21 protein-coding genes and 5 tRNA genes are annotated in these 25220 nt (G+C 55.9%); 10 read left to right on the forward strand and 16 right to left on the reverse strand.

Features of this window, described 5'->3' with window-relative positions; all coding sequences use genetic code 11:
- Positions 1-185: 185 nt before the first annotated feature.
- Positions 186-848, forward strand: coding sequence for a response regulator (locus ACUN8H_RS06115; RefSeq protein WP_007113812.1), 663 nt, complete (start codon positions 186-188; stop codon positions 846-848).
- A gap of 69 nt (positions 849-917) precedes the next feature.
- Here ACUN8H_RS06115 and ACUN8H_RS06120 read toward each other — a convergent pair whose 3' ends face one another.
- The 4 genes from ACUN8H_RS06120 to ACUN8H_RS06135 all read right to left on the reverse strand — a co-directional run bounded on the left by ACUN8H_RS06120 (position 918) and on the right by ACUN8H_RS06135 (position 7665).
- Entirely contained in the window at positions 918-4859 is a 3942-nt protein-coding gene (locus ACUN8H_RS06120) for a hybrid sensor histidine kinase/response regulator (RefSeq protein ID WP_445531266.1), read from the reverse strand.
- Positions 4860-4972: 113 nt separating this feature from the next.
- The gene (locus ACUN8H_RS06125; protein WP_445531267.1) at positions 4973-5482 is read right to left on the reverse strand and encodes a hypothetical protein; all 510 of its coding nucleotides are present in this window, start codon (positions 5480-5482) and stop codon (positions 4973-4975) included.
- A gap of 134 nt (positions 5483-5616) precedes the next feature.
- Complete coding sequence (locus ACUN8H_RS06130; RefSeq protein WP_445531268.1) at positions 5617-7398, reverse strand: sodium:solute symporter family protein; 1782 nt, start codon at positions 7396-7398, stop codon at positions 5617-5619.
- A 6-nt stretch (positions 7399-7404) separates the two neighbouring features.
- Positions 7405-7665, reverse strand: coding sequence for a DUF4212 domain-containing protein (locus ACUN8H_RS06135; RefSeq protein ID WP_007113808.1), 261 nt, complete (start codon positions 7663-7665; stop codon positions 7405-7407).
- 682 nt (positions 7666-8347) lie between these two features.
- On the opposite strand from ACUN8H_RS06135, the gene ACUN8H_RS06140 reads away from it, so the two are divergent.
- From ACUN8H_RS06140 to ttcA, 3 genes are all read left to right on the forward strand, one after another.
- Complete coding sequence (locus ACUN8H_RS06140; RefSeq protein ID WP_445531269.1) at positions 8348-10177, forward strand: DUF294 nucleotidyltransferase-like domain-containing protein; 1830 nt, start codon at positions 8348-8350, stop codon at positions 10175-10177.
- Between the two features lie 5 nt (positions 10178-10182).
- Positions 10183-10836: a DNA polymerase III subunit epsilon gene (locus ACUN8H_RS06145; RefSeq protein WP_445531720.1), complete on the forward strand. Its 654-nt coding sequence runs from the start codon at positions 10183-10185 to the stop codon at positions 10834-10836.
- 97 nt (positions 10837-10933) lie between these two features.
- Positions 10934-11854, forward strand: coding sequence for a tRNA 2-thiocytidine(32) synthetase TtcA (ttcA, locus tag ACUN8H_RS06150; RefSeq protein ID WP_445531270.1), 921 nt, complete (start codon positions 10934-10936; stop codon positions 11852-11854).
- Here the strand turns inward: ttcA and fnr are convergent.
- The 11 genes from fnr to ccoN form a co-directional block, all read right to left on the reverse strand.
- Positions 11847-12593 (reverse strand): fumarate/nitrate reduction transcriptional regulator Fnr, encoded by a 747-nt coding sequence (fnr, locus tag ACUN8H_RS06155; RefSeq protein ID WP_445531271.1) that lies wholly within the window; start codon positions 12591-12593, stop codon positions 11847-11849. The genes ttcA and fnr overlap by 8 nt on opposite strands.
- 129 nt (positions 12594-12722) lie before the next feature.
- Positions 12723-14162, reverse strand: a complete 1440-nt coding sequence (gene hemN, locus ACUN8H_RS06160) for an oxygen-independent coproporphyrinogen III oxidase (RefSeq protein WP_445531272.1) — start codon at positions 14160-14162, stop codon at positions 12723-12725.
- Positions 14163-14263: 101 nt separating this feature from the next.
- Positions 14264-14959: a sulfite exporter TauE/SafE family protein gene (locus ACUN8H_RS06165; protein WP_445531273.1), complete on the reverse strand. Its 696-nt coding sequence runs from the start codon at positions 14957-14959 to the stop codon at positions 14264-14266.
- Positions 14956-15198: a cbb3-type cytochrome oxidase assembly protein CcoS gene (gene ccoS / locus ACUN8H_RS06170; RefSeq protein WP_445531274.1), complete on the reverse strand. Its 243-nt coding sequence runs from the start codon at positions 15196-15198 to the stop codon at positions 14956-14958. Before ccoS ends, ACUN8H_RS06165 begins: the two co-directional genes overlap by 4 nt.
- Positions 15195-17666, reverse strand: coding sequence for a heavy metal translocating P-type ATPase (locus ACUN8H_RS06175; RefSeq protein ID WP_445531275.1), 2472 nt, complete (start codon positions 17664-17666; stop codon positions 15195-15197). The genes ccoS and ACUN8H_RS06175 overlap by 4 nt, the downstream gene beginning before the upstream one ends.
- On the reverse strand, positions 17663-18196 hold the full coding sequence (locus tag ACUN8H_RS06180) for a FixH family protein (RefSeq protein WP_445531276.1): 534 nt from the start codon (positions 18194-18196) through the stop codon (positions 17663-17665). Before ACUN8H_RS06180 ends, ACUN8H_RS06175 begins: the two co-directional genes overlap by 4 nt.
- A gap of 5 nt (positions 18197-18201) precedes the next feature.
- Positions 18202-19641 (reverse strand): cytochrome c oxidase accessory protein CcoG, encoded by a 1440-nt coding sequence (ccoG, locus tag ACUN8H_RS06185; protein WP_445531277.1) that lies wholly within the window; start codon positions 19639-19641, stop codon positions 18202-18204.
- A gap of 145 nt (positions 19642-19786) precedes the next feature.
- The gene (gene ccoP / locus ACUN8H_RS06190; RefSeq protein WP_445531278.1) at positions 19787-20716 is read right to left on the reverse strand and encodes a cytochrome-c oxidase, cbb3-type subunit III; all 930 of its coding nucleotides are present in this window, start codon (positions 20714-20716) and stop codon (positions 19787-19789) included.
- Positions 20716-20937: a cbb3-type cytochrome c oxidase subunit 3 gene (locus tag ACUN8H_RS06195; RefSeq protein WP_290696806.1), complete on the reverse strand. Its 222-nt coding sequence runs from the start codon at positions 20935-20937 to the stop codon at positions 20716-20718. The genes ccoP and ACUN8H_RS06195 overlap by 1 nt, the downstream gene beginning before the upstream one ends.
- Before the next feature lie 3 nt (positions 20938-20940).
- Positions 20941-21549 carry a cytochrome-c oxidase, cbb3-type subunit II gene (gene ccoO, locus ACUN8H_RS06200; RefSeq protein WP_445531279.1) on the reverse strand — a complete coding sequence of 203 codons (609 nt, stop codon included), beginning with the start codon at positions 21547-21549 and terminating at the stop codon, positions 20941-20943.
- A 19-nt stretch (positions 21550-21568) separates the two neighbouring features.
- Entirely contained in the window at positions 21569-22993 is a 1425-nt protein-coding gene (gene ccoN / locus ACUN8H_RS06205) for a cytochrome-c oxidase, cbb3-type subunit I (RefSeq protein ID WP_445531280.1), read from the reverse strand.
- 164 nt (positions 22994-23157) lie between these two features.
- On the opposite strand from ccoN, the gene ACUN8H_RS06210 reads away from it, so the two are divergent.
- The 6 genes from ACUN8H_RS06210 (at position 23158) to ACUN8H_RS06235 (ending at position 24680) form a co-directional block, all read left to right on the forward strand.
- Positions 23158-23892, forward strand: a complete 735-nt coding sequence (locus ACUN8H_RS06210) for an alpha/beta fold hydrolase (protein ID WP_445531281.1) — start codon at positions 23158-23160, stop codon at positions 23890-23892.
- A 135-nt stretch (positions 23893-24027) separates the two neighbouring features.
- Positions 24028-24103, forward strand: a tRNA-Val gene (locus tag ACUN8H_RS06215).
- Between the two features lie 85 nt (positions 24104-24188).
- Positions 24189-24265, forward strand: a tRNA-Asp gene (locus ACUN8H_RS06220).
- A 56-nt stretch (positions 24266-24321) separates the two neighbouring features.
- Positions 24322-24398, forward strand: a tRNA-Asp gene (locus ACUN8H_RS06225).
- Between the two features lie 51 nt (positions 24399-24449).
- Positions 24450-24525: transfer RNA gene (locus tag ACUN8H_RS06230), tRNA-Val, on the forward strand.
- Positions 24526-24603: 78 nt separating this feature from the next.
- Positions 24604-24680, forward strand: a tRNA-Asp gene (locus ACUN8H_RS06235).
- A gap of 122 nt (positions 24681-24802) precedes the next feature.
- On the opposite strand, the gene ACUN8H_RS06240 is transcribed toward ACUN8H_RS06235, so the two are convergent.
- Positions 24803-25207, reverse strand: a complete 405-nt coding sequence (locus ACUN8H_RS06240; RefSeq protein ID WP_445531282.1) for a heme-binding protein — start codon at positions 25205-25207, stop codon at positions 24803-24805.
- Positions 25208-25220: the final 13 nt, after the last annotated feature.

The following is a 25220-nucleotide window of genomic DNA, read 5'->3' on the forward strand; positions in this document are numbered from 1 at the left end:
ACGATGTACAGTGCCGGCCGGGTAGGTCGGCACTGTTGTTTTGGTTGGTACGACCTTTCTATTACAAATTGTGCATGTGATGCTTGGGCATGATGAAGCCCATGGGGTACCATGCTTCACAACCGTAAGAGCCTAGCGTCGCGGCGGCAGACAACCCCGCTGCTCGAGGAACCGGAGGAATATCCATGGCAGTAGCTCATAAGTTTATCGTCGCTGACGACCACCCGCTGTTTCGTGCAGCGCTGACCCAAGCGTTACGCCAGTTGGCCCCCCAGGCGGAAATTGTCGAAGCGGATACCATGGAAGCCACCACCGATGTGGTGAATCGCCACCCAGATGCCGATTTGATTCTCCTGGACTTACACATGCCGGGAGCCCATGGCTTCTCTGGTTTGATCCAACTGCGTGGCCAAATGCCTGACATCCCCGTCGCGGTGGTATCAGGTAGTGATGAGCCCTATGTGGTCCGTCGTGCTATTGACTACGGCGCTTCGGGTTTTATCCCCAAGTCGTCCTCTCTACAACTAATTGCTGAGGCTGTGGGAGAAATCCTGCAGGGAGAAGTGTGGTTGCCCGAGGCGTTGGCCAACGTACTGGAAGAGACCAGCGAAGAAGAGTCGCGCTTTGCTGAAGCGATTGCTTCGCTAACGCCTCAGCAATTTCGCGTGCTGAATATGCTGACCGAAGGCCTGCTGAATAAACAGATCGCTTATGAACTGAGTGTCTCTGAAGCGACGATCAAAGCCCACGTGACGGCGATTTTACGTAAGTTGGGCGTGCACTCGCGTACCCAGGCCGTGATCGCGGCTCAAAAACTGGAAGTCGAGCCGCCGAAGGTGGTCTCCTAACGTCGCTCGCTAAAAGCGCTTAACAAAAATTAATTTTCGCTACTCCTTTTTTTAAGCCAGCGGTGGCGCTTAGCGCGCCGCGCGATTAGCCTGCAAAGTGCGGGTCAATAGCGCCCGCAGGGCTGCTGGCTTGACGGGCTTCAATAGCAGTTGATAGCCCGCTCGCTTTATCTCTTCAGCCACCGCTTCAGTACGATCAGCGGTGATTACAATTCCTGGTACCGCGCCTTCAAAGCGCTCGCTGAGTGCTTCCAGCGCCATTAACCCGGTGACTTCGTTATCCAGGTGATAGTCCGCCAGAATAGCGTCCGGGTCGCCGTCCATATTGCGTAGGATTGATTTGGCCCCACCGATGCTGGTGGCGGTAAACACCTCGCAACCCCAACCGCTCAGCATGGCGGTCATGCCTTCCAGAATCAGTGTCTCGTTATCGATACACACAATTCGCGTGCCGCTCAGCTTATGGCTACCGCGCCGCGCTTGAGGCTCAAGCTCGCTATTGCTCGCTTCACGGGTGGTAACGATTGGCACGCTGACGGAGAAAACGGCACCTTTACCCACCGTAGAGCGTACTTTGATGGGGTGGTCCAGCACGCGGCTCATGCGATCAGCAATCGATAGCCCAAGCCCCAAGCCTTTCTCGCTCTCTTTATGACGAGAGACTTGATCCAAGCGGCGGAACTCTTGAAAAATCTCGGTAAGTTTCGATTCAGGAATGCCGGGGCCGCTGTCCCACACTTCAATAGAGAGCCAGCCGCTATGGCGGCGGCAGCCCAGCAGCACGCGGCCCTCTTGCGTGTAACGAATCGCATTGGATAAGAAATTTTGCACGATACGGCGCAGCATTTGCGGATCTGAATCGACCCATAGCTGGGTCGGCACGACCTCTAAGTCCAGCCCGCGATCATCCGCCATCACCTCAAATTCGGCGCGTAGCGGGCGAACGATATCCGCAAGGGCAAAGTGACTGCGTCGCGGGGTTAAGGCGCCTGCGTCCAATTTGGAAATATCCAGCAGGGTACTAAGCAGCTCCTCCGCAGCCTGGAGTGAGTTATCGATATGGCCAACGATACGCTGGGTATCGGTAGTGGTCACATTCTGCATCAAGGCGGAGGTAAACAGCCGGGCCGCGTTGAGCGGTTGTAACAGGTCATGGCTAGCAGCGGCCAGAAAGCGCGTTTTAGAAGCGTTGGCATCTTCCGCCAACTGCTTGGCCTGGCGTAGAGCAAGCTCCGCCTCGGCGCGCACACGGTTCTCCTGTCGCAGTGCTGCGTTGGCCTCGGAAAGCGCCTGAGTGCGTTCCCGTACCCGCTCTTCCAGGGTTTCATTGGTCTCTTTAAGGGCAATTTCAGCCTGGCGGCGCTCGGTAATATCCTGGTAAAGGGCAAAGAAGCCCAGAATCGCTTGACTGTCCCCAAAGTGGGGCGTGTAAGTCACCAGCATATAGCGCATGGCGTCGTTCACCGGCAGCGACACTTCAAAGCTGACCCGCTCACCGTTCAACGCCCGAGCCACCCACGGGGCGCGTTCCTCGGCTTGTTTTATCTGTAGCACGTCTTCAAAGCGGCGGCCAATCACGGCGTTACGATCAATATTGAACGCCTGCTCGTAGGCGCGGTTGGTAAATAGGTAGCGGCACTCTTTATCGAAGTAGGCAATGAGGGCGGGCACGTTATCGGTATAGATCCGGATATTGTTCTCCGAGCGGATCAGCGCCTCCTCGATGCGCTTCTGCTGGGTAATATCCTGATAGGTATACACAAAGCCGCCGCCGGGCATCGGGTTGCCCTGCACTTCCAGCACGCTGCCATCCTGACGATAGCGCACGTAGCGATGGGGCTGACCTTCGCGAATGTTGTCGAGCAGAAGCTGTACGTGCTCTTCAGGGTCGCCGGGGCCGTATTCGCCGTTGTGGGCGTTGTAGCGGAAGATGCGGTCAATGGGGGCGCCGACGCGAATCAGGTGGTCAGGGAAGCGGAACAGCTCCAGGTAGCGCTGGTTCCATACTACCAGCCGCAGGTTCTGATCGACCACGCTGATGCCTTGATTGATATTCTCGATGGTGGCCTGTAGCAGTGCCCGGTTGAACTCCAGTACCTGGGAGGCTTCATCGACAATCGAAATGACATCGGAAATGCCAATGCCGCGCCCCTGCAGTGCCGAGTTAACCACGATACGCGCTGAGGAGGCACCTAACACCGAGGCCAGAAAGCGTTCGGTGAACTGGATAATATCGATCGACGCACGGGTGCCGTCGTCCAGCGGTTTGCCGGCCCGGCGGGCGTAATCTTCAAAGGCGCGATCGACTTGGCCAGCGCCCAGAAATCGCTCACAGAGCACTTTCAGATCGCCCACGGTGGTCGCGCCCGTCCAGGGGCGGTTGACCGAGGTCTGGCGTGTTTCCACGCTGTCCACAAACAGCGAGGCCTGAATGCGCTCAACGACCCGTTGAGACGTGACCTGGGAAATAAAAATGTAGCAGAACAGGTTAACCCCGAGTGACAGCATCACGCCGTGGGTAAAGCTGTCGCCCAGGTTGAGACCGAACAGCGCCGTGGGTGACAACCAGTTAAGCCCCATTGGGCCGCCGCTAAGCCACTCGGTCGGCATTACCCCGGCATTGATCATTGCTGGCAGCAGTAGGCTATAGGCCCAGATAGCGAAGCCTGCGTTCATGCCCACGATTACCCCAAGCCGATTGCCGCGCTTCCAGTAGAGACCCCCAATCAGGGCAGGCGCGAACTGGGCGGCGGCAGCAAATGAAAGCATGCCGATGGAGGCCAGCGAGGTGAACTCGGCGATGAGCTGGTAGAAGCCGTAGGCCATGGCGAGGACGGCGACAATGGTTAAACGCCGTGCGCGTAACACCAGGCGGCCATAATCCCGGGCCTTGGTGTCAAACCAGCGCAGCCGGAACAGGGCAGGGATAACAATTTCATTGGAGATCATGATCGACACGGCCACCGCGGCAACGATCACCATGCCGGTCGCTGCGGAGAAACCGCCGATAAAGGTAAGCAGCGTCAGCCACTGTTGCCCCGAGGCCATGGATAGTGCCAATACATAGGTGTCCGGCTCGACACCGCTTTCGGAAAACATCAGCAGCCCGGCAGCGGCAAGCGGCACCACGAAAAAGGCAATCGCCAATAGGTAGAGCGGGAAAAGCCAGCGGGCTTTGGTGGCGTCGTCGGGGTGAATATTCTCGACCACCGCCACATGGAACTGGCGGGGGAGACACAGAATCGCCAGCATGGCGAGCAGGGTTTGCGCCCAGAAGCTCTGGCCAAAGTCCTGGTTGGCCAACTGGCGCTGAAGCTCAAGCTGGCTTTCGGCATGCCCCATCAGCTCACCCAGGCCATCGAACATGCCCCAGGTGACAAAGGCGCCCAGCACCACAAAGGCCAAGAGCTTGACCAGCGATTCAAAGGCGACGGCATGGATCAAGCCTTCGTGGTGTTCGGTGGCATCGGTATGCCGAGTACCAAAAAGAATTGCGAAGATGGCCATCACAATGGCAACGTAAAACGCCGTATCGCCAAACAGCGGCGTGTGGGTCACATCCGAGGCGTCGGTGAGCACACTAAAGGTGGTGGAGACCGCTTTCAGCTGTAGCGCGATGTAGGGCAGGGTGCCGACTAGAGCGACTAAACTGGCAAAAGCGGCCAGCGACTGGGTTTTGCCGTAACGGGAGGCGATAAAATCGGCAATGGAGGTAACGTTTTGGTGTTTGGCAACGCGAATCATCTTGGCCAACACCGGCCAGAACAGTAAAAACGTCAATATCGGGCCGACGAAGATACTCGCGAACGACCAGCCCGCAGTGGCTGCCTGGCCCACGGCGCCATAAAACGTCCATGATGTACAATAGATCGCTAGCGCCAGACTATAGATAATCGGGCGCCGCCGAGTGGCGCCATGGGTACGCGCGCGGCGGTCACCGTACCAAGCTATGCCGAATAAAACGGCTATATATAGCAGCGATACCGCTACCAGTAGCCCGCCGTGAAACATGCCTATTCCCCCGCCAAAGTGTGCGATCCGCTAAACTTGCGCTGATAAAAAGGCTTTATTCTAGGCGAAACTGCGGGTCGTGTACGACCGTTTGTACTACGAACGTTAATTGTCTATGCGCACACGTTGTTGAGCAGGGGCGAGGTTTCACGCAGCGTGCGTATCTCTTCAAGCATCGGCTCGCGAGACGCTTCATCCAGCGGCACCAATTCTCGGTTCTCACAGTTGAGTAAGTAGGGCTGGGTGATCAGAATATCGGTGTGGTGACGCTCAAACTGATAAAGAATAAATTCTGCCAAGCGGGCGTCGCCCTGCTCGGTGATACGAATGTTATCGCTGTCCACCACGCTAAATTTGGTGGTCATGGGGATCGCAAAGGTCCATGGGCGCCAGATGGCGGTGCTGGTATCGGTTGAGATCACCGTGGCACTCTCGGGAAGCTGCGCCTGCTTGTGTTCAAACCAGCTGTATTCCACCTGTATTTGATAGCCTAACATGCCCAGCCCGCCACACACCGGAACGATCCACTTGGGTAGCCGTTTGCCGCTCAGCTTGCGCAGTATCAAGCCAATCCCTGCGGCCGCAAGGCCAGCAAAAACAGCGGCGATCAAATGCCATATCATAAAATATCCTTTCTAAAAGCCATCTTTAACGGCTATCTATAAAGCCATCGGGCCTCCGTAAGGAAGCCCGATGGTAAGGTCGTTTCCAAAACGCAATCACATGATAGCGATAATACGTTAGGAGGGATTATGACTTAGTGATCAATGGCCATACCAGCACCTTTGGGATAGCGAACGCTTTCCACCAAATCCTGAATTTCCTGCGGCGGTGCAGCGGTCACTCTAGAAACCCCGAAGGCAACGGCGAAGTTGATCATCGCGCCGACGGCACCGAAGGATAGCGGCGAGATGCCCAAGATCCAGTTGTCAGGCGTATTGGCCAGCGTGTTGGTGCCGGGAATGAAGAACCAGCCCAGGTACGTAAAGATGTACAGCAGGGTGCAAATCAAACCCGTCAGCATACCGGCGATTGCCCCTGAGTTGTTCATCCGCTTGGAGAAGATACCCATCATCAGCGCGGGGAAAAGTGACGCACCGGCGATACCAAAGGCGAGTGCCACCGTTTGCGCCGCGAACCCTGGCGGATTGAGCCCCAGGTAGGTGGCCAATAGAATGGCACCGCCCATGGAGATTCGAGCCGCGAGCATTTCGCCTTTTTCGGAGATTTTCGGGTTGATCATGGTCTTGATCAAATCGTGACTGATCGCCGACGAGATCGCCAGTAGCAAGCCTGCCGCTGTCGAGAGTGCTGCGGCGATACCACCTGCTGCGATCAAGCCAATGACCCAGCCGGGCAAGTTGGCAATTTCCGGGTTGGCGAGTACCAGAATGTCGTTATTAACGGTGAGCTCGTTGCCTTCCCAGCCACGGTCTGCGTAGTCAGTTGCATCGTTGTAGAACTGAATACGACCATCATCGTTAGCATCGGTGAAGTTGATCAGGCCCGTCTCTTCCCAGGTGCGGAACCAGTCAGGACGCTCTTCGTACAGGATCGGGTTTTGTGCTGCTTCTTCGTAGTTTTCAGTTTGGCCCGCCATTTCTGGGTAGACCGTGGTCATCAGGTTCAAGCGCGCCATAGAGCCCACCGCCGGTGCGGTAAGGTAAAGCAGTGCAATGAACACCAGCGCCCAACCGGCAGACCAACGTGCGTCGGCTACTTTCGGTACGGTGAAAAAGCGAATGATAACGTGAGGCAGACCAGCCGTACCGACCATCAGCGATAAGGTGAACAGCACCATGTTGAGTTTGTTGTCCACGTCGGCGGTGTAGTCGCGGAAGCCCAAAGCACTCACAACGTCATCCAGTTTTTCAAGCAGCGGTACACCCGACTCGGTGTGCGTGCTGAACATACCGAACATCGGAATGGGGTTGCCGGTCAGTTGGAAGGCAATAAACACCGCAGGAATGGTGTAAGCGATGATCAGAACGATGTACTGCGCTACCTGCGTGTAGGTAATGCCTTTCATACCGCCAAATACGGCGTAGAGGAAAACGATCAGCGCGGCTAACCAGATACCCCAGGTGTTGCTGACTTCCAGAAAGCGTGAGAAGGCTACGCCCGCACCGGTCATCTGACCGATTACATAGGTGACTGACGCTACAATCAAGCACACGATCGCCACTAAGCGAGCGGTGTTGCTGTAGAAGCGGTCACCAATGAAGTCGGGCACGGTGAACTTACCAAACTTACGCAGGTAAGGGGCTAGTAGCATCGCCAGGATAACGTAGCCACCGGTCCAACCCATCAGGAAGGTGGAGTTAGCGTAGCCACCCGAGGCCAACAGACCTGCCATGGAGATAAACGACGCTGCTGACATCCAGTCCGCTGCGGTCGCCATGCCGTTGGTGATGGGATGAACGCCGCCACCCGCTACGTAGAAGTCTTTCGTCGATCCTGCTCGGGCCCATATCGCAATGCCGATATAAAGGGCAAAGGAGGAGCCTACGAACAGTAGGTTGATTGCAAACTGGCTCATACCGGCTTACTCCCCAAGTCCAAATTTTTGATCGAGCTTATTCATCTTCCAGGCGTAAAAGAAGATCAGCACGATAAACGTTAAAATGGAGCCCTGTTGTGCAAACCAGAAGCCAAGATCAGTGCCGCCTACCGGAATGCCGGCAAGCAGTGGGCGAAATAGGATAGCGCATCCGTAAGAAACAAATGCCCAAACCGCTAGGCATCCGAAAATCAAGCGAACGTTAGCTTTCCAGTATTCAGCAGCATTGGTTTTATCGTCTGCCATTGTGTTGCTCTCCACTTGTGATTTTTAAGGTTGGGAAAGTTCACGAGGAATAGCGTGTGACCCATCAGGGCAATCGCACGTCGAAAGCCACTCAATCGTAAGAGTGGTGAGCCAGCTTTCGTCAGCACGTCACCTTATTATTCGATTTGAAATGTCGAGTTAGTTAGTGACGTGCGATTACCCTGCATGACTCATTGTTAATACTGGGCAATATTCACTAAAAAATAAATCCCAGACTTTGGTATCAATATACAGTTAAGACGCTTTTACGCGTACACAGGTGTTTGAAAATATAGGAATTTAGAGGCTTTTTGAGCGAAATTTTTAGGCGTTTGATGGGCTATAGGACGATAGTCTAGTAAGCAAATAAAAGTGGTTATTGACTACTTTAAATACAGAGTGTGCAGTTTAGTTTTAATCGCAATTAGCAAATGCTGATACTTTGGTAGTGTATCAAAAGTCGCTTCGACCTTAGCGTGATAGCTAAAGGTATAACAACTTTATACTTGCTAGTTTGGAAGCGAATCCTTTATACCCGTACAGCCACCTTCTCATAATAATGGATAACACGTTTGAAGCGTTGGGTTGACTCCTTTGATAAGGATCGATGTCGGGCGGAGTGCTCGCTTAGTTATTTTTTTGTCTTTTTTAGTTCGCCTTTAGTTGAAGGAGGTCATGCACAATGGTTGATGTGGATCTATCCCAACTGCCGTTTACGCTTCTTGACGATGAAGGGCGTGACCATATTCGCCGTGGCATTGATTTAGCCTACTTTGATCGTGACGAAATAATCCTGGAAACCGGGCAAGCGGGTGAGTTCGTTTTTCTGATACATAAAGGCGAAGTGGCTGAAATCGACCCCACGTTGCCTGCGTCCACGTCGCGTATTGGCCATTACACGGCAGGGGATCTGTTCGGGGCGATCAGTATTCTCAATGGTAAAAGTCGCTATCGTTTTAAGGCGGAGCAGGAGAGCCTTTGCTACTTATTGCCCAAAGCGCTGTTTCAACAGTTGTGCCGCCACTACCCTGACTTCAGTAACTTCTTTCGCCAGTCGCTGACGCATAAAGCACGGTTGCTAACAGAAAAGCGCGCAGAAGGCGGCGTTACCATGGCGGGTTTTATGCTGGCTAAGGTGAGCGAATGTATGCGCGAGCCGCTGCTAATGGCGGCCTCAGCCGATATTGCCAGCGCGGTGAAACGGCTCAACGACAGTCATGCCGACAGCCTGCTCGTCGAGACGCAAGGCAAACTCGGTATGGTGACCAAAACCGATTTGCTCAATGGGTTGGTATTAGGCGATAGCGATGTGTCATCACCGCTTGAGGAGATCGCCCATTTCGAGCTAGTCACGGTGTCGCCGGAACAGTATTTGTTTGAAGTGCTGGTGCTGATGACCCGGCATAAAGTGACCCGCGTCGTGGTGCTGGAGCAAACCGCTCTTAAAGGCGTCGTGGAACTCACCGATGTGCTGAGCTATTTCTCCAGCCGTAGCTACGTGGTGAGTTTACAAGTCGAACAGGCGAGTAGCTTAGAAGCGCTGTCGGCGGCCAGCCAGCGTACCCCTGAACTGGTCAAAGCGTTGATGGCCCAGGGCGTCAAATTACGCTTTGCGATGGGTCTGCTCGCCGCGCTGAACGGCCGTATCATGAGCAAAGCCTGGGAGTTCACTATTGAGGAGAAGTACCGCGAGCAGAGCTGCATGATGGTGATGGGCAGCGAGGGTCGCGGTGAGCAAATTCTCAAAACCGATCAAGATAATGGCCTCATTCTCGCCGATAATGCCCAGTGGCCTGCGTTAGCGAGCCACATGCAAACGCTGACGGATACGCTGATTCAGCTTGGCTACCCGCCTTGCCCCGGCAATATCATGGTTTCAAACCCTGAGTGGGTGGGCACGGTGTCACAGTGGAAGAGCAATATTGCCAAATGGGCCAGCGAGCGCGATGGCGATAGCCTGATGAAGCTGGCGATTATGCTCGATGCCCATGCCGTTGCCGGCAATCCCAGCTTACTTGAAAGCGTCCGCGAGGAGCTGTTTGAACGCTGCTCACGTGATGAGCTGTTGCTCTCTTACTTTGCTCGCACGGCGCTACGCTTCTCGACGCCCTTGACGCTGTTTGGCTCGTTGAAAAAGCCACAGCACGGTATCGATATCAAAAAGGGTGGCATCTTTCCCATTGTTCATGGTGTGCGCACCATGGCGCTTGAACGGCGAATTAAAGCCACTTCGACACTGGATCGTTTAGACGCGTTGGCCGTCGATGGGCGTTTGGATCGACGCTTTGCCGACGACCTGGGCGAAGCGTTGGCGCTGTTTTCCGAACTGCGTCTCAAGCAACAGCTTGCCGCCTTGGAGGCAACCAGTACGCTGGAGGAGGCAAATCGCTCCAATCGAGTCGTGGTGCAAAACCTCTCTTCGTTAGAGCGGGACTTATTACGTGAAGCTTTGCATATCGTCAAAGACTTTAAGCAACGGCTTTCCCATCGTTATCATCTGGAGTATTCGTGAGCGGAATGCGGCTGTTAGATCGACACGTGGCACTCTTCAGCGGTTCCTTGCGTACCCTACTGCGCCGCGAAAGCGACCGCCGACGCTGTGCCGACTCCCCCTATGCCTGGCTCTTTCAGCCTTATATGGGCGAAGAGCTGGTGGCGCTTGCCTGCACGGCCACGCCTACCGCGACGTCACCGGTGATCAGTCTGGCAGCAGTGGTGCTTAGCCAGCAGCAGGTGCGAACCAGCCGGGCTTTTGTCATGACCCTGGGTACGCCGGGGCAAGTAAACACTGCGTCGCTGCGCCGTCATCACCTGCTGTGTCAGGCGGGGGAAGTCACTTCTCCAAGCAGTGATAACTTAAGTGCGTTGGTGGAGTTTATCGGCAATCGCCCTATTGTCGGCTGGCAGTTGGACCAGCGGATTGGGGCGTTAAATATAGAGCTGAGTAAACGTTTGGATTTTGCGCTGCCAAATGCCCAGGTAGACGTAGCAAAACTGCACCAGCGCCAATTGCGGCGCTTGCACCCTGAGGTGGAGGCGCCGAGTACCTTTGCCCAGGCGCTGGCGTGTTGGCAGGTGCCGTCGATGGGGATGCACGGTGTGTTAGGCGAAGCGACGGCGAGCGCGTTGCTGTATATGCGCCTGCAGCGTGTGATGGCACAAGCGGCTTAGAACGGCGTGACGAGTAGTTGGGTCTGGGCGGTGAGTGTTGTTAGAATAGCAGCCACTTTTTTCTTTGATGCCTTCCACCCTCGGCAGTGCTTATACCATGCAATCTCTTGATCACTTTGACCCTGCTCACCTTGACACGGTTGGAGCCAGCCCCGCTAACGTTGCGCACGACCAGTCTGAACTGGCCGATGCGAAGCAGAAACGTGAATTCAACAAGCTGCAAAAGCGCCTGCGCCGAGAGGTGGGCAACGCCATTATTGATTACCAGATGATCAATGAAGGCGACCGCGTCATGGTGTGCCTCTCAGGGGGAAAGGACAGCTATACGATGCTGGAGATTTTACGCAATCTGCAGCGCAATGCGCCGGTCAACTTCTCACTGGTGGCGGTCAATCTGGATCAAAAACAGCCCGGTTTTCCTGAGCATGTATTGCCTGCGTATCTGGATAAGCAGGGCGTGGAGTACCACATCGTCGAGCGCGATACTTACTCGGTGGTGAAAGAGAAAACCCCAGAAGGCAAAACCACCTGCGCGCTCTGTTCACGCCTGCGCCGTGGCTCACTCTATGGTTTTGCCGAAGAGATTGGTGCCAACAAAATCGCCTTGGGCCACCACCGTGAAGACATCCTCGAGACGCTGTTTCTGAATATGTTTTTTGGTGGCAACCTAAAAGCGATGCCGCCTAAGCTGCTCTCTGATGATGGCAAGAATATCGTTATCCGGCCGCTGGCTTACTGCAAAGAAGCCGATATTGCCGAGTTCTCCCGGTTAATGGAGTTCCCGATTATTCCCTGCAACCTGTGCGGCTCTCAGCCCAATATGCAGCGCCAGGTCGTCAAAGAGATGCTCGCCGAATGGGATAAAAAATTCCCCGGCCGCCTGGAAAGCATGTTCAAAGCCGTTACCAATATTGCGCCTTCGCAGCTGGCAGATCGCACCCTGTTCGATTTTGAAGGGTTAGAAGCGAAGCAGGCCGAGCTACTGGCTGGCCGCATCCAGGCGTTCAACGTCAGCTAACCGTTTGCTGCTCCTCTTCGGCGAGGGTGATCAAGCGCTGCATATCAAGAATATTGACCTCTCGCCCGGAGACCGCCACCACGTGCTGCTGTTGAAAGCGGCTTAAAATCCGGCTGACGGTTTCCACTGCCAAGCCCAGGTAGTTGCCGATATCCGCTCTCGGCATCGAAAGGCGAAAGCTGTAGGGCGAATAGCCCCGGCGGCGAAAACGATCCGAGAGCGTGATTAAGAAGCTCGCTAGCCGCTGGTCGGCGGTCTTACGCGACAGCAGGCGCATCATACGCCGGTCGTCGCGCAACTCTTTGCTCATACTGCGATAGAGCTGCCCACGCAACTCGGGCAGTTCTTCAGAGAGTGAATCCAGGCGATCAAAAGGAATCTCGCAAACGGTGGTGGTTTCCAGGGCAATCACGCTGCCTGGATAGTGCTTTTCATCGATCCCGTCCAGCCCTACCAGCTCGCTGGGAAGGTAGAAATTTGTCAACTGTTCGCTGCCGTTTCCCTCTGCCGTCACCTGCTTCAAGCTACCCGAGCGCACCGCATAAACGCTGGTAAAGGTATCGCCTTGACGAAACAGCGGCTCGCCTTTTTTGAGCGGCGAACGGCGGCGAATAATGGCATCGAACTGCCCCATATCGTCTATCTCAAGAGCAAGCGGCAAGCATAGAGAGCTCAAACTGCAGGTTTGGCAGCGAGCTTCATGGAGTAGCGAGCGTCGGCGGCCTATGGGTTCCAACATGCATGGCTCCTTAGGTAGCTCCTTGAGTAGCGTCTTACCTTTAAGGTAATCACCACGCTGAGCTGAGGTAGGCCTTCCCTATTATCAAAACTTCAGTATGGAAGCTTCACGGGGTCGGCGACAGGGTGTTTATATAACCTTTGAGTAACGTTGACCCGTATGCTGCGGCAGGTGCGCATCAAACGCCATGGCGAGGTGGCGTATCAGCAGGCGTCCTATCGGTGTCGCGCTGAGCCGATCGCCGCTGCGTGTCAGCAAGCCATCGAGCTCGGCGTCCTGTAAGCGCTCCAGCGCTGGCGCAAAGTAGCGTGGGGCGTCGATATTCCAGCGCTGGCTAACGTCGGTTAGGTCAATCTGCATCGCACACATTAGCCGCTCAATCACGTCCCGGCGAATCAGATCATCGTGACTCAAGCGCAGCCCGCGCACCGTCGCCAACTGGCCTTGGTCTAGCGCCGTTTCGTAGCGGGCGAGGTCACTCGGGTTCTGCGCATAGACGTCATCGATGCGCGAGATCGCCGATACGCCAAGCCCCAGTAAGTCGCACTGAGCGTGGCTAGAGTAGCCCTGAAAGTTACGCTGCAGCGAGCCTTCACTCTGAGCCATCGCCAAGCTGTCATCCGGGCGGGCAAAGTGATCCATACCGATATGCACGTAACCTGCCGCCGTGAGCATCTCAATGGTCGTGCGTAAAATAGCCAGTTTCTCATCGCCACTCGGCAGGTCATCGACATTAATCCGGCGCTGGGGAGCAAAACGCTCGGGCAGATGGGCATAGTTAAAGATTGAAAGCCGGGCAGGGTTCAACTCGATCACTTGGCGTAGGGTGCGCGCAAAGCTCTTTTCGGTTTGAAACGGCAGGCCGTAAATCAAATCCAGGTTCAACGAGCGAAAGCCCAGGCGGTGCGCTTCGTCCATCAACGTTTCAGTGAGTACCCGTGGTTGAATGCGGTTAATGGCTTTCTGCACTAGCGGGCTAAGATCTTGTACGCCCAGGCTAATACGATTAAACCCCAGCGACTGTAGATGGCGTAGGGTAAATACGTCCGCTTCGCGTGGGTCTATTTCAATGGCGTAATCGCGCCCAGGAGAGGACGAAAGGCCAAAGCGCGCATCCAGGCGGTCTATCAGATCACCCATTTGATTCAAACTTAGAAACGTCGGTGTTCCGCCGCCCCAATGCAGCTGCTCCACCGGCCGTGACGTATCCAGGTGGCGAGCAGTCAGCACCATTTCACGATCCAGACGAGTCAAATAGGGCTCGGCCAGTGCCGTGTTCTTAGTGGCTATTTTATTACACGCACAGTAAAAGCAAATTTTATGGCAGAAGGGGATATGCACATACAGCGAGAGGGGGCGCTGGCCTTCATTGCTGCGTTCTAACGCCTGGGTTAAGTCGCCCGGGGTAAATTGGTCGTGAAACGACAACGCGGTGGGGTAGGAGGTATAGCGCGGCCCGCTGGTATCGTAGCGGCGCAGCAAGGCTTCATCCCACGCCGCCTGCCCGGTGGCTGGCTTGGTCGTGGTTGAGGTCGTTGTAGAAGAAGCCGCTAGGGCATGAACGGGCATGAAGTGGCTCCGGCGTTAAAAGGGGCGTTTTAAAGGCTGTTTTTTCAAAGCCAGAGCCAGCCTAACGCGCGGCGCCGATATAAATATTGAGCCAAGTCATGTTAATGCAAGTTGTGTGCGGTGACTGTCCACAGTTGCCACAACGCGAACGCAATGATCGTTATGGCCGCGACGCTGCGCGTGGCCGGGTGACGAATCAAGTGACTTAGCTGGCGCGCGGCAAGCCCGGTGGCCAAAAGTGCAGGCAGCGTGCCCAGCCCAAAGGCGCCCATTAGCAGTGCCCCCTGCAATGGGTCGGCGATTGCCAGGCTCCAGGCCAGCATGGAGTAGACCAGCCCGCAGGGTAGCCAGCCCCAAATGGCGCCCAGCGCAAAGGCTTGGGGAAGATGCACCACCGGCATTAAACGCCGCCCCACCGGCTCGATAAACCGCCATAGGCGGCGGCCCACCGCTTCTACCTTGAGTAACCCTTTCCACCAGTTGGCGATATACAGCGCCATTAATATCAGCATTAGGGCGGCAAAGATTTGCAGCAGCATTCGCGCCGTGCCTGAAAGGGAAGCCAGCGTGCCTAACAGCGCCACCAGGGCGCCTGCACTCATATAGCTAATGATACGGCCGGCGTTGTAGCTGAGCAGCAGGCCACCCATACGTGCGGGGTGACGCATGCTGGGCGGTATCGCAAAAGTGAGTGCGCTCATAATGCCCCCGCACATGCCGATGCAGTGGGCGCCTCCCATCAAACCAAACACAAACGCCGCCAGCAGTGGCGGTAGGTCGAGGCCCGTTGGGTTCATGACCGAGGCTCTTGGTCGTCGGTTGAGTGTTCGGCGGGGGGGGGCGGCTTTTGCTTAGTGCGCTGACGTTGCTGGTGCTGTTCAGGGGTTAGGTCGTTCTCGTCTTCATCGAACAGGATACGGTGCGCCGGGCCTTCCAGATCGTCGAACTGGTCGTTTTTGACCGCCCAGAAAAATGCCCAGACGGCAAGGCCCAGCAGAATCAGCGAAAGCGGAATGAGCAGATACAGAATCGTCATGCGGTTACCGGCGTTGAAGCGCTGGGCGAAGCAGCGGGCGGGTTCGTACGCCAGCGTGACAGCCGCAGCGCATTGCCCACCACCACGAGCGAGCTGAGCGACATACCAATGGCCGCCAGCCAGGGCGGTACCAGTCCCATGGCCGCTAGCGGCAGCGCGGAAAAGTTATAGCACACTGACCAGATCATATTCTGCCGCATGATACGCCTCGTCGCGCGGGAAATCTCGATGGCATCATAAATCCGCATTAGCCGTGGGCTTAGCAGTACCGCGTCGGCGCGGGTGCGCGCCAGGTCCGTTGCGCCATTCATGGCAATGGCCACATCGGCACCGGCTAATACCGGCACGTCATTGATGCCGTCACCAATCATCACCACCTTTTCGCCAGCAGCTTGAAGCGCTTTCATTCGGGCCAGTTTACCTTCAGGGCTGGTGCCCGCATGCCAGGTAGTAATATTGAGTTGGTTGGCGAGGCTCTCTACGGCATCGACAGTGTCCCCAGAGAGCAATTCGACGTTTAAACCCGTGGCCTGCAGCGCCGCCACCGTGGCGGCGGCGTCATCGCGAATACCGTCATGCAGGCCAAACCAGGCGCGGGGCTCGCCATTTTCGCTTAGCAGCAGCCACTGCCCTTTGGCGGGGGCTGAGGTGGAGCTTTCAGCGGCGCTATCCATTGCAAAGTGGGGCTTGCCCAAACGCCACCGGTTGCCGTTCAATGTGCCTTCCAGGCCCTGGCCGGTATGGCTGCGAATGTCGTGGGCATGGAGGGTGGCATCACGAAACGGTCGAAAGGCGCGGGCGATGGGGTGTTCCGAGTGTGCTTCGAGCGCTGCCGCAACTGCCTGGGCACGCTCGGCGGTTAATTCGCCCAGCGGCTGGGTTTGGGTCAGGTGCATTTCGCCGCGGGTCAGCGTGCCGGTTTTATCAAAAATCACTCGGGTGACGCTAGAGAGTGTCTCCATGGCATCGGCACGGGTGATCAACACACCGCGCTTACGCAGTTGGCCGTGGCCTGCCGTCAGGGCGGCGGGGGTGGCCAGCGCGAGCGCACAGGGGCACGTCACGACCAGTACCGAAAGCAGTACCCACAACATTCGCGAAGGATCGATAAACCACCAGGCAATCGTGACGCAGGCGGTCACCAGCAGCAGGCGCAGCACGAACAGATGCGCCATGCGTGCAGCCATCTGGGCAAGCCTAGGGCGACTGGCAAAAGCCCGATCGGTAAGATCGACAATGCCCGCCACACGGGCATCGCGCCCGGCGTGGGTGACCCTGATTACCAGTGGGTTTTCCATGTTCTGGCTGCCGCCGACAATGCGGTCGCCCACCCGGCGGGTGACCGGCAGATATTCGCCGGTCAGCATCGATTCATCGAGGCTGGATTCGCCCTCTTCAATCATGCCGTCGGCGGGCACGCCGTGGCCGGGCTTGATCAGTACGCGATCACCGGGTGTAAGTTCGCTGGCGGGTAGGATACGCTCGCTGCCGTCTTGCTCCAGTCGCGTGGCCGAAATAGGTAGTACGCCGCTAAGCGCATTGCCGCTGTGCCCGCTGCGGCGCCTGGCGCGACCTTCCACGTAGCGGCCAAACAGCAAAAAGAAGGTGAACATGGCGACCGAGTCGAAATAGACCTCGCCGACATCAAACAGTACCGCGTAGCTGCTGGCAAGATACGCCCCGCCAATCGCCAGCGACACCGGCACATCCATCCCTAGCACGCCCGTGCGCAGATCGCGCAGCGCATTGCGGAAGAACGGTTGGGCGGAGAAAAACACCACCGGCGTTGCCAGCGCAAATGAGAGCCAGTGGAATAGGGCGTAGAAGTCGTCGCTGATTTCACCGGGGCCCGAAACGTAGATCGGGATCGAGAACATCATCACTTGCATCATCCCTACCGCGGCGATAATCAGGCGTCGCACGTTCATGCGCTCTTCGTGCTGCAGGCGCGCCTGAGCTTGATCCGGTTCGTAGGGCTGAGCGTCGTAACCAATCGCCGCCAGTTCGGCCAGCAGTTGTGATAGTTTCAGCTGCTGGGGATTCCAGCTCACCCGCAGGCGATGATGGGTTAAGTTCACCGCGCTGGAAGTAATTCCCTCAAGCGCGTTCAGGCGGTGTTCGATCAGCCAGGCACAGGCGGCGCAGGTAATGCCCTCAATAGCAAGGGTCGCTTTTACATTTCCCTCATCGCCATCGGGGTGAACGAACTGGGCCTGCAGGCCAGGGTCGTCGAACACCGACCACGTATCCGCTTTGGCGGCCTGACGTTCATCGGGGCGTTCAGGAAGTTCGGTGCGATAACGGTAGTAGCTCTCTAAGCCGCCATCGACAATGGCATGGGCGACCGCCTCGCAGCCGGGGCAGCAAAGCGGGCGGATTTGATCATCAAGGGTAATCGACCAGGGGGCCGCGGCGGGCACCGGATTACCGCAGTGGTAGCACTCAGTGGCAGGCACGGCATTGCTCATTCGCTTTCTTTGCGCCCTCCCGGCAGTAGCGCGACGCTGTTTTCATTAGGGAAAGTGGCTTCCCCGGTTAGCCGCCAGTCGGCATCTTCCAATGCGGGCTGTATTTGCAGGTACCAGCGGTAGCGCAGGTTATCAGGCCCTTGGGTGATATAACGGCCATCACGCACATGCTCCAACACAAACGATTGGTCCCGGTTATCTTCCGTGGGGAAAATAAGGTCTAAAAAGAGCGCTTCCGGGCGGGCCTCGCCGCTTAAATCAACCACGATATCGCTGGTCAGCGGGTCGATTCGTAAGTCGGCGCTCAGGTTTAACTCACGCGCGTGCTCCTGTTTGGCAAGCACCATGTTAATGGCTTTGCCGTGCTCGTAGTAATCTTCCTGTACCACCATGCCGTCGAAACTTTTGATCGACATAACGGCAAAGCCGGTGCTGACGATAATCGACGAGAGCAGAATGCCGATTAAAAACCATGGCCAAAACTGCTTGTACCAGGGTGTCACCTTCTTGCTAGCGGGTAGGGATGACATCGTGTTTATCTCCTAATATCGCCCAGGAAGCGGGCTTCCCGCTCAAGGCGAATACGGTCGTCTTGCTGAGCCTGCAATGTAAAGACAATGTCGTGACTGGGTTGCTGCAAATCGTCAGGACTAACGGTTGCCGTCACCACTTCCAGGCGTGACTCACCTGCCGGCACGCTAATCAGGGGGTTATCCAGGGCCAGGCTAGGTAACCCCGAGGCGCTTAGCTGGTAGGTGTGATCCTGGTCATCAAGATTACGTATGGTCAGGGTAAACACATTACTAATCAGGCCGTCGCGGGTCGTTTGATAGAGCTGCGTGCGCTCGCGTTCCGCGTCGAAGTTAAGCGGCATGCGGTCATTAATGGCCCAGGCAAAGGTGCCTATCATGAGCACTAGCGCCGCGAAGTAACCTAGCAGGCGGGGGCGCATGATATGGCTCTTTTTCCCCTCGAGTGCGTTTTCGGTCGTGTAGCGTACCAGCCCTCTCGGGTAACCCATCTTGTCCATGACGCTATCGCAGGCATCGATACAGGCCGCGCAGGAGATGCACTCTACCTGTAGACCGTCACGGATATCGATGCCGGTGGGGCAGACCTGCACACACAGGTCGCAGTCGATACAGTCGCCGTAGCCTGCTTCACGAGCCTCTGGATGGCTTAGGCTTTTGGGGCGATGGCCGCGGGGTTCGCCACGGGACTCATCATAAGAGACGATCAGCGTATCACGGTCAAACATCACCGACTGAAAACGTGCATAGGGGCACATATAGATACACACCTGTTCGCGTAGCCAGCCAGCATTTAAATAGGTAAAGACCAGGAAAAAGCCAACCCAAAAATAGGACCAGCCATGGGCCTGGAGGGTGGGTAATTCCGCGACGAGATCGCGTATCGGGGTGAAATACCCTACAAAAGTGATACCGGTGGCAAGTGAAATCAGTAGCCAAGCGGTGTGCTTAGCGCCTTTACGCCAGGCTTTGTCTTTGGTCATCGGCTGGTTGTCGAGCTTCATGCGTCGATTGCGCGAGCCTTCAAGGCGGTGTTCAAACCAAATAAACAGGAAGGTCCAAACGCTTTGCGGACAGGTGTAACCGCACCATACCCGGCCAGCAAAGACGGTAATGAAGAACAGCCCAAAGGCGCAAATGATCAACAGCCACGACAGCAGAATGAACTCCTGGGGGTAAAACGTAGCGGTAAAAATATGAAATTCGCGATTAGGCAGGTCGAACAAAATTAACGGCCTGTCACCGATGTTGATCCACGGCAATAGGAAAAAAAGCAGCATTAATGCCCAGTTAGTGCTGCGCCGGAGCTTCTGGAAAAAACCTTTAATTTCCCGTACATAAATGTGGCGCCGCTTAGCGTACATTTCCTGGCTCACCGTTTCACGCGGGGGCGTGTGGTAACCCACCGGGTTCGGCGTGACGTCTTGGGTCGGTATCTTTTCCATGGCGGTATTCCCGGCTCAGAAGGCAGGAGAGAGTGCACCCCAGTCTCGTAAGGCGGTGCATGGCCAATATTGTATCGGGTTGTGCATAAAGAAAGGGTGCGGTTTGGGGCCGCACCCTTTCTTGGCTAGCGTTGCTGGTCGACGATCAGTCTGCTAAGCGCAGGCTATAGACGTAGGCAGCCACCAGGTGAACGCGCTCTTCGCCAATATACGCGGCTTGCGCAGGCATATGGCCGTTACGACCATTGCGTAACGTTTGACGAACGGAATCGCCCACCTCCTGGCCAGGCGCTAGGTAGAGCCAAGTATTGTCAGTTAGGTTGGGGGCACCTAAGGCCTGATTACCAGTGCCGCTTGGGCCGTGGCAGGCAGCACAAACCGCCATGAAGGTGCTTTCACCGCTCGCTGCGCGCTCAGCATCATGTTCCTCGTCAGACAGCGACAGGACATATTGCGTCAAATTCTCAATATTGTTCTGTCCCAGCTGTTGCCAGGAAGGCATGTTGCCATTACGGCCATTGGTCAGCGTCTGGACGATGTTGTCCGGCTCGCCGCCATATAACCAGTCGTCATCGGTCAAGTTGGGGAAGCCGTAACCGCCTTGCGCATTGGAGCCGTGACATACCGCGCAGTTATTCTGAAAAATACGCTCCGCGACCTGCATCGCTTCAGAATCTTCGGCGAGTTCGGGAATAGGCACTTCCTGGTATTGAGCAAAGATCGGCGTGAAACGCTCTTCAGCCTGAGCGACCTCTTCTTCCCATTGGCCTTCTTGCGTCCAGCCCAGCACGCCTGCGTAGTTGCCAAGGCCGGGGTAGAGCACTAGGTAGCCCAGTGCAAACACCACGGTCAGTACAAATAGCTGGAACCACCATTTGGGCAGCGGATTGTCATACTCTTCAATGCCGTCGGCGGCGTGGCCGGTCGTTTCGACATTACCCTCAGCGTCAGGTGTTTTATCGGTGCGGCGGTTGGCAAGCAGTATCCAAACGCTCAGCGCAATCGTGCCGAGCGTGATGATAATGATCCAGGCGCTCCAGAAGCCGGATAGGGAGTCACCCCACAAATTGTTCATCACTTCTTATCTCCCCTGTCTTGGCGGGAATGCGCGTCACTGTCGCTTTCACGCGAAGCGTGCTCATCACTGGTCGGTTGCTCATCGTCGTCGGCAAAGGGCAAATTAGCCGCTTCGTCGAAATCTGGCTTGCGTCGCTTGGAGTACGCCCACAGGGCGATACCGATAAAAGCGAAAATCAAGATCAGCGTCATGAGGCCGCGAAAAGTTCCCGTATCCATAGCTTAGCGAGTACCCTCGAGCACGGTGCCAAGCTGCTGTAGATATGCGACCAGGGCGGTGATTTCCTGGGTGCCGCGCACATCTTCAGTCGCATTGGCAATGTCTTCGTCGGTATACGGCACGCCCAATTGACGCAGCGTGCGCATTTTGTTCGGCGTGGATTCACCATCGAGCGTATTCTCAAACAGCCACGGGTAGGCTGGCATGATCGACTCAGGTACTACATCCCGGGGGTTGTAGAGGTGAGCACGGTGCCAGTCGTCGCTATAGCGGCCGCCAACACGGGCCAGGTCTGGCCCGGTACGCTTGGAGCCCCACAGGAAGTTGTGCTCATAAACCTGTTCACCGGCCACGTTGTAGTGACCATAGCGCTCGGTTTCAGCGCGGAACGGGCGCACCATTTGTGAGTGACAGCCCACACAACCTTCACGGCGATAAATGCCTCGCCCTTCTAACTCAAGTGCGGAGAGCGGCTCCAGCCCTTCAACCGGCTCGGTGGTCTGCTTCTGGAAAAACAGCGGAACGACCTCGGCCAAGCCAGCGAAACTGATCACGACAAGGATCAATACGGCAAGCAGGCCAACGTTCTTTTCGACAATCTCGTGTTTCATTGGTCTCAACTTCCCCGGTTTAGGCAACTTGTGGCGCTGAATGGCTGATAGCCTCACGACGCTTAACGGTCATGTAAACGTTAAATGCCATGATCAGCATGCCGGTGACCCAGAAGAGGCCGCCGATTAAGCGCACAAAGTAGCCCGGTGCGCTGGCTTCAACGGCTTCAACGAAGGTGTACATCAAGGTGCCGTCAGGGTTGATGGCCCGCCACATGAGGCCTTGCAGGATACCGTTAACCCACATGGAGGCGATGTACAGCACGGTGCCGATCGTGGCGAGCCAGAAGTGCACCGCAATCAGATTGACAGAGTGCATTTCAGTACGCCCGAAAACCCGTGGGATCAAGTGGTACATCGAGCCGATGGTGATCATTGCCACCCAGCCGAGGGCGCCGGAGTGAACGTGACCAATGGTCCAGTCCGTGTAGTGCGACAGCGCGTTGACCGTTTTAATGGCCATCATCGGGCCTTCAAACGTCGACATGCCGTAGAACGACAGGGCGACGACCAAAAAGCGCAGCGTCGGATCCGTGCGCAGCTTATGCCAGGCGCCTGATAGGGTCATCATGCCGTTGATCATACCGCCCCAGGAAGGGGCCAGTAGAATGATCGACATCACCATGCCCAGCGACTGAGCCCAGTTAGGCAGTGCCGTGTAGTGCAAGTGGTGCGGGCCTGCCCACATGTAGATCATGATCAGCGCCCAGAAATGGACGATGGAAAGACGGTAAGAGTAGATCGGGCGTTCCGCCTGCTTGGGTACGAAGTAATACATCATTCCCAGGAAGCCAGCAGTGAGGAAAAAGCCTACCGCGTTATGGCCGTACCACCACTGCACCATGGCATCCACCGCACCGGCGTAGATTGAGGTGGCGTACATTGGCGACACAGGAATCGCCGCATTATTCACAATGTGCAGCACAGCAACGGTCAAGATAAACGCCGCGAAGAACCAGTTCGCCACATAGATATGCGACGTTGTACGTTTTTTGATCGTCATTAAGAACACAGCAGCATAACTAACCCAAACGATCGCGATCAAAATATCGATTGGCCACTCTAGCTCAGCGTACTCTTTGGTCGAAGTGAAACCCATGGGGAGCGACACGATCGCTGAGAGAATCACAGCTTGCCAGCCCCAGAACGTAAAGGCCGCCAGCCTGTCCGAGAATAGCCGTGTCTGGCACGTTCGCTGAACAACGTAGTAGGACGTTGCAAAAAGCGCCGATCCGCCGAAGGCGAAGATCACCAGGTTTGTATGTAACGGACGAAGACGCCCAAAGCTCGTCCAAGGTATGCCGAGGTTCAGTTGCGGCCAAACCAGCTGCGAGGCAAGGATGACACCAAAGGTCATTCCCACAATGCCCCAAACAACGGTCATAATCGCGAACTGCCGAACCACCTTGTAGTTGTAGGTCGGGTGTTCTAATGCTGTGCTCATTTCATGTTCCCATCGAACGCGGTTAGGGGGTAACCCGTGGCATTTTGCACGGATGCGGCCACCCGCTTGATGATGCAGGTCAAGATCCGACCAGGATTCTAGCGCAGCCGGGGCTTAAGCTGAACATCCCAATAGGTTAATCACTGAATTATTAGGAGTGGTACGTGTCTCACTGCCCTTTGTCTGACTACATTTCTCTACCGCCAGAGGCATTAAGCGAGGTGGTGAATAGCGACTCAAGCGGCTGTTATCTGGTGCAGGGCATGGGTCCGTTGGCGGTTTATGGAGAAGCCCGCCTGGGCCGCTTGCTGTTTGCCCATGGGGCAGGCGCTGGTCATCAATCACCCTTCATGCGTCAATTTGTCACCTCTTTGGCGGATCGCGGGGTTCAGGTGCTGTGCATCGATTTCCCCTATATGCAGCAGATGCAGGAAACCGGCAAGCGGCGACCGCCGCCCCCCATCGCCCAGTCAGTCAAGCAACTGGCGGGGTGGTACGCGTTACTTGCGCCGCTATTTTCAATGCCCTTATGGGTGGGCGGTAAATCAATGGGTGGTCGTGTGGCGACGCTGCTAGCCAGCCAGCAAACATGCCCCGGTGTGGTGGTGGCCGGTTACCCCTTTCATCCTACTAAAGCGCCTGACAAGCTTCGTTTGGATCACTGGCCAGCGACCGTTTGTCCGATGCTGATTTTACAAGGTGGGCGAGATCCCTTTGGTACTCGGGAAGAGGTCGAAAGCTACACGTTGCCCGCGAATGCACAGTTGGCTTGGCTAAAAGACGGCGATCACGATTTCAAGCCCAGGCGCTCTTCTGGGCTAACCCAAACGGTTTTGATTGACGAAGCCACCCAGGTTGCGGCATCCTTCGTCCGCGCTCAAACGCCAGACGTAGAGTGAAGTGCTTTGCCACTTGGATTAAGAAACATGCTGTTTTAAACGCTGATGTTAGTAGCAGGTTTTAAACACAGTTTTTAAACCAAGTAGGTTGACTTCCCTCAAGTATTCGGTAGAATGCAGCGCCACGTGACCAGCGGGTGGTTAGCTCAGTTGGGAGAGCACCAGCCTTACAAGCTGGGGGTCACTGGTTCGAACCCAGTACCACCCACCATATTTAGTTATGCTGAAAATGGTTTGGAAACGTGAAGTGAGAAAGTAAGAAATGAAAAGTATGATTAAGTTTTGATGTGCATAACGGACCGGTAGTTCAGTCGGTTAGAATGCCGGCCTGTCACGCCGGAGGTCGCGAGTTCGAGTCTCGTCCGGTCCGCCAACATCAAATCACTATCTGCTTGATAGGTAGTTAGCTTTAAAGTGTTATCGCAATTCGGACCGGTAGTTCAGTCGGTTAGAATGCCGGCCTGTCACGCCGGAGGTCGCGAGTTCGAGTCTCGTCCGGTCCGCCACGATAACAGCTAGCTAGATTAGTAGAGTCGGTAATGACTTGCTAATTGATTGGGTGGTTAGCTCAGTTGGGAGAGCACCAGCCTTACAAGCTGGGGGTCACTGGTTCGAACCCAGTACCACCCACCATCGCTTAACAGCTTGAAGCGCCTCTGAACCGCTGAAATTGTTATGCATACGATGGTTGTAATAGATGCGCCTTAACGTGGACCGGTAGTTCAGTCGGTTAGAATGCCGGCCTGTCACGCCGGAGGTCGCGAGTTCGAGTCTCGTCCGGTCCGCCATTAAGCGCTAGTTAGAAGAAATACTCTTGGCATTAGCCAAACGAATTCCAAAAAAGCCCGGATCAATGATCCGGGCTTTTTCGTGGCTAAGCGCTTTTTGTGGATAGCCGATAGCGCAGTGATTAACCCGTAATCGCGCTAACGCCAGCCTTAGCGACTTGCACATCCTGATCGGGTTTTACGCCTGAAATGCCGACAGCGCCTACCACATGACCATCCACGGTGATCGGCACACCGCCTGACAGCAGGCCCTGCAGCGGCGCAGAAATGAACGCTGTGCGGCCACCATTGATCATTTCTTCAAACACTTGGGTCTCTTTACGGCCGAGCGCTGCGCTGCGGGCCTTTTGCGTGGCGACATCGGCACTAAACGGGGCAGCGCCATCCAGGCGACGCAAAGCCAGCAGGTGGCCGCCGTCGTCGGTGACCGCGATGGTGACTGGCCAGCTATTGGTGTCGGCTTCTTTCTGCGCCGCATCGAGTACGCTAATTACATCGGCTTGGGCGAGAATGGCTTTTGTTTGCATGGTGTAATCCTTT

The organism is Vreelandella sp. V005 (genome assembly GCF_052645115.1).